Below are 3,781 nucleotides of genomic sequence, written 5' to 3' on the forward strand. Positions count from 1 at the left end.
CAAGCAGTAAGAAATCATCAAGCTTAAAGAGCTCAAGCAAGAAAGTTGCTTCAAGCAGTAAAAAGAGTTCAAGTGTGAAGAGCTCATCAAGCAAAAAGTCAAGCTCAAGCAAGATTTCAAGCGTAAAGAGTTCATCATCAAAGAAGTCAAGCTCAAGCAAGGTTTCAAGTAGTAGTAAGAAGAGCTCAAGCGTTAAGAGCTCATCAAGCACGAAATCAAGTTCAAGTATAAAGGCTTCAAGTAACTCATCATCAAAGAGATCAGCAACGGCTAAGAGTCACCGTGGTGGCAACCGCCCTGTAAAGAGCTCAAGTTTGAAGAGTTCAAGCGTTAAGTCAAGCTCAATCAAGAGTTCAGTAAAGAGCTCAAGTAAAGCATCAAGCAAGAAGAGTTCAATGATCAAGTCATCAAGCAAGGCTTCATCAAAGAAAGCTTCAAGCAAGAAGTCAAGCTCAATCAAGAGTTCAGTAAAGAGCTCAAGTGAAGTTTCAAGCAAGAAGAGTTCAATGATCAAGTCATCAAGCAAGACTTCATCAAAGAAGGCTTCAAGTGGAGTATCATCAGTTGAATCAAGCAGTAAAGAAGTTGCAAGTTCATCATCAATGAAGTCAACAACAGCTAAGAGCCACCGTGGCGGGGCTCGTCCTGTAAAGAGTTCATCGTCAGTTGAATCATCAAGCAACGTCAATACTGAATCAAGTTCAGCTAACAAGCCAAGCAAGGACACTGAAACAAGTGTGAAGGTACCATCAAAGACTTCAACGATCAGTTATGTTGACAAGTCAACTGAAAAGTCGGTTCCTGTAACAGTAAGCAGTGAAACGAACACAATGGTTGAAAGTTCAGTTTCATCAGCAGTGCGGACAGGATCAGGTTCAAGTTCATTTGGAAGCTCAATGATCAACAAGCCAACGTTGGTATCAAGTTCAATGAACGTTCCGGCAACAAGCTGGTCAAAGGAAATTGTGAACGGAAGTTCAGCAACAACTGTTGGAACAACGGTGATCACATATTCACAAAGTGAAATTCCGAATACTAATAAGGAAAGCAATAGTGTGGTCAACAAGCCAACAGCTAACACAGCAACAACGCAAAACACAACTGTAATTAATAACAATCACAGTACAAACCAAGGCGAAGTAGCAGTTGTTGGCAACAACAATAACAACGGCAACAACGCTCAAGGTGGACAAACGAACCAAGGTGGTCAAGCTGCTCAAGGCAACAAGAGTGGTAAAGGCAATGGCAACGGTCACGGTGAAGGCTTACCACAAACCGGTGAAGCAGCCGCAACCGCAGCAGTTGGCTTAGGAATAGCAGTGATCGCAATTTCAGGGGTAGTTCTTCTTGATAAAAAGAAAAACTAATTTCTGAATAATAGTAATAAAAGCTTTAAAAATAGATTAGAAAATCTGTTTTTAAAGCTTTTTTATTTCAAAGAATTAATTTTATTGGATAATTTAACAAATTATTTTTAATAACCTGAATATTTTAATTTATTGATTAATAAATTATTAAAATGATTGGTTAACGCTAATTATGTATATATTATATGAATAAATATACGGCATATCATCGATAATAAAAGATTGCATTAGTAAAAAATTCATAATATATGGAACAATTAATGCCGATTTATTTGACAAAGTAATTCTAAATATTCACAATATTTTTTTGGGAACTTTAAACAAATTTAAAATTAACTTTGATGTTTATTGTATCCAAAGGTAAATGTAGAATTTCCATATTTATCAATTTTATGGAATTTTTTCGATGGAAAGGAATAAGTGAATAATGAGGAAAAAATTTAAATTAATCCTTATTGGATTGATTTCATTATTTGCATTGACAATCCCAGGGAAAATCAATGCTGCAAGTGATGATTATACTCCATCATCCAATTCGGTAACTGAGACACAAGATGTGTATACGTTACCACCACAACCTGTTGGTGAAGCACCTAAAGGAAGTGGACAGGACCGCCAGGCTTTGGGGTATATAATGAAGCCTGGAAGTACGATCACATTAATAAATAATTCGAATCTCACTCTTACGGTTCAATTATTGAATAATAATAGTGCTGCAACCATTAATAAAAAAATTCCAGCACATTCAACTATAACAATCACGGCACCGAATCCAGCTGTTCCGCAAACAAGTTCGAACGGTAAAAAGATTGATGATAATGCCAATGATGTTGATCTTGTTCCATTTATTCTTACTCCAAGAACAAATGATACGTCGGCTAAAGTTTCATGTAATGTTGAAATTCAAGGACCGCATTCTAAACTTCCGGTATTTAGTTACACCAATGATAATCAGTCAACATTTATGAATGAATGGAAACAAAGTGGAAGCTATGCATTAGTTGAAGGAAAAGATTTTCAGATCATGCTTCCAGCTGATGGTCAAAGTTATGTCGAAAATATGGATAAGGCACCAATGGGGATGAATTCTCAAGGTCAACCCAATCCTGTTCCAGAAGGTCAGAAATATGTTTGTCATAATTTAATGGATGTTCTTCATTTCTATGATGATGTGTTATATCCAACCTATGATAAAATTGCAGGACTTTCTACAGATGCAAAAGAACCTTATAATCGATTAGTTCCTGGCAAATATTTTTATACCGCTGATATTAAAGGCGCAGGGGGAGCTAATTACGGAAACGCACGAACGGAAGTTAGCTCAGCTGTCGATACGAATTGGCTTCAACCTAGTTGGGAATTGTTCCATGAAACTGGTCATGGTTATCAGACACGCGAATTAGGTGGAAAAGAAGCTGATCAACATGTTGGTGAAGTTTCAAATAACGTCTGGGGCAATTACATGTATTACTATATTTTATTTAATGGTAATACTAAACTGGCTGATCAATATTCTTGGAATTATGAAGGAATGGGTTGGTCAAATAAAGAGAAGATGGAAACTCAAATTCATGATATTTTGGTAAATGACAACTGGTCATGGAATCAAACTGTTCCTAACTTTGGTGGTAAAGGAAAACACGCTGGATTAATTTTATTGCAAAATATGGTTGAAAAAATGACTTACGCGGGTTGGACAAATGTAGTAGAAATGGACCGGCAACAGGTTTATGAAGCAACTCAAAATAAAGAAACGGACCTAAATAGTAAGTTAATGAATATCTGGGATTTAATTACTAAAGCTGCTTCAAATCAAGGCTATGACTATACAACGATCATGACTGAAATTGGAAAGACACCAGAGCTTCCACTTTCACAAGCTGCGCGTCAAAAACAAGATAAGGTAGTAAACTTCTTGTGGTATTTAATGCCTAAAGCATCATACAGTGAGGTCTATTCAGTTGTTCAGGAATTAGCAAAGGCTGATCCAAATTTAGTTTATGATTCAAACTTTACATTAGTAACTCCGGACCAGACAAAAGCGTTGAATCTTAATGGTAAATTGAATTTAACAATTTATGATTTGCCATCTTCATGGGCTGGTAAGACAATTAATATTATGAATGGAAATCAAGTATATGGAACGCTAACAATTGGGTCAGATGGAAAATGCAGTTTAAATAATGTGCCTCTAGGAACATATACATTATCAGGATTGCCTGATAATAATCATACGTTAACTAATTATTATGTAACGGTTACTGATGATCCGGCATATATGAATTCGACTGATGTAATTTTAAATTCTGAAAGTTCTTCAAGCTCACATAGCAGCTCAAGCGGTAAATCAAGTTCGAATAGTTCAAGCAAGAAGGTTGCTTCAAGCAGTAAGAAATCATCAAGCTTAAATACTT

General features: G+C 36.1%; 2 protein-coding genes. Both read left to right on the forward strand.

Annotated elements, in window-relative coordinates:
* A partial coding sequence (locus A3O17_RS02980; RefSeq protein ID WP_155729649.1) for an LPXTG cell wall anchor domain-containing protein occupies positions 1-1,367 on the forward strand: 1,367 nt, incomplete at its 5' end.
* 427 nt (positions 1,368-1,794) lie between these two features.
* A partial coding sequence (locus tag A3O17_RS02985; RefSeq protein WP_155729650.1) for a M60 family metallopeptidase occupies positions 1,795-3,781 on the forward strand: 1,987 nt, incomplete at its 3' end.

The sequence above is a fragment of the Ligilactobacillus aviarius genome (assembly GCF_001654615.1).
Lineage (GTDB): Bacteria > Bacillota > Bacilli > Lactobacillales > Lactobacillaceae > Ligilactobacillus > Ligilactobacillus aviarius_B.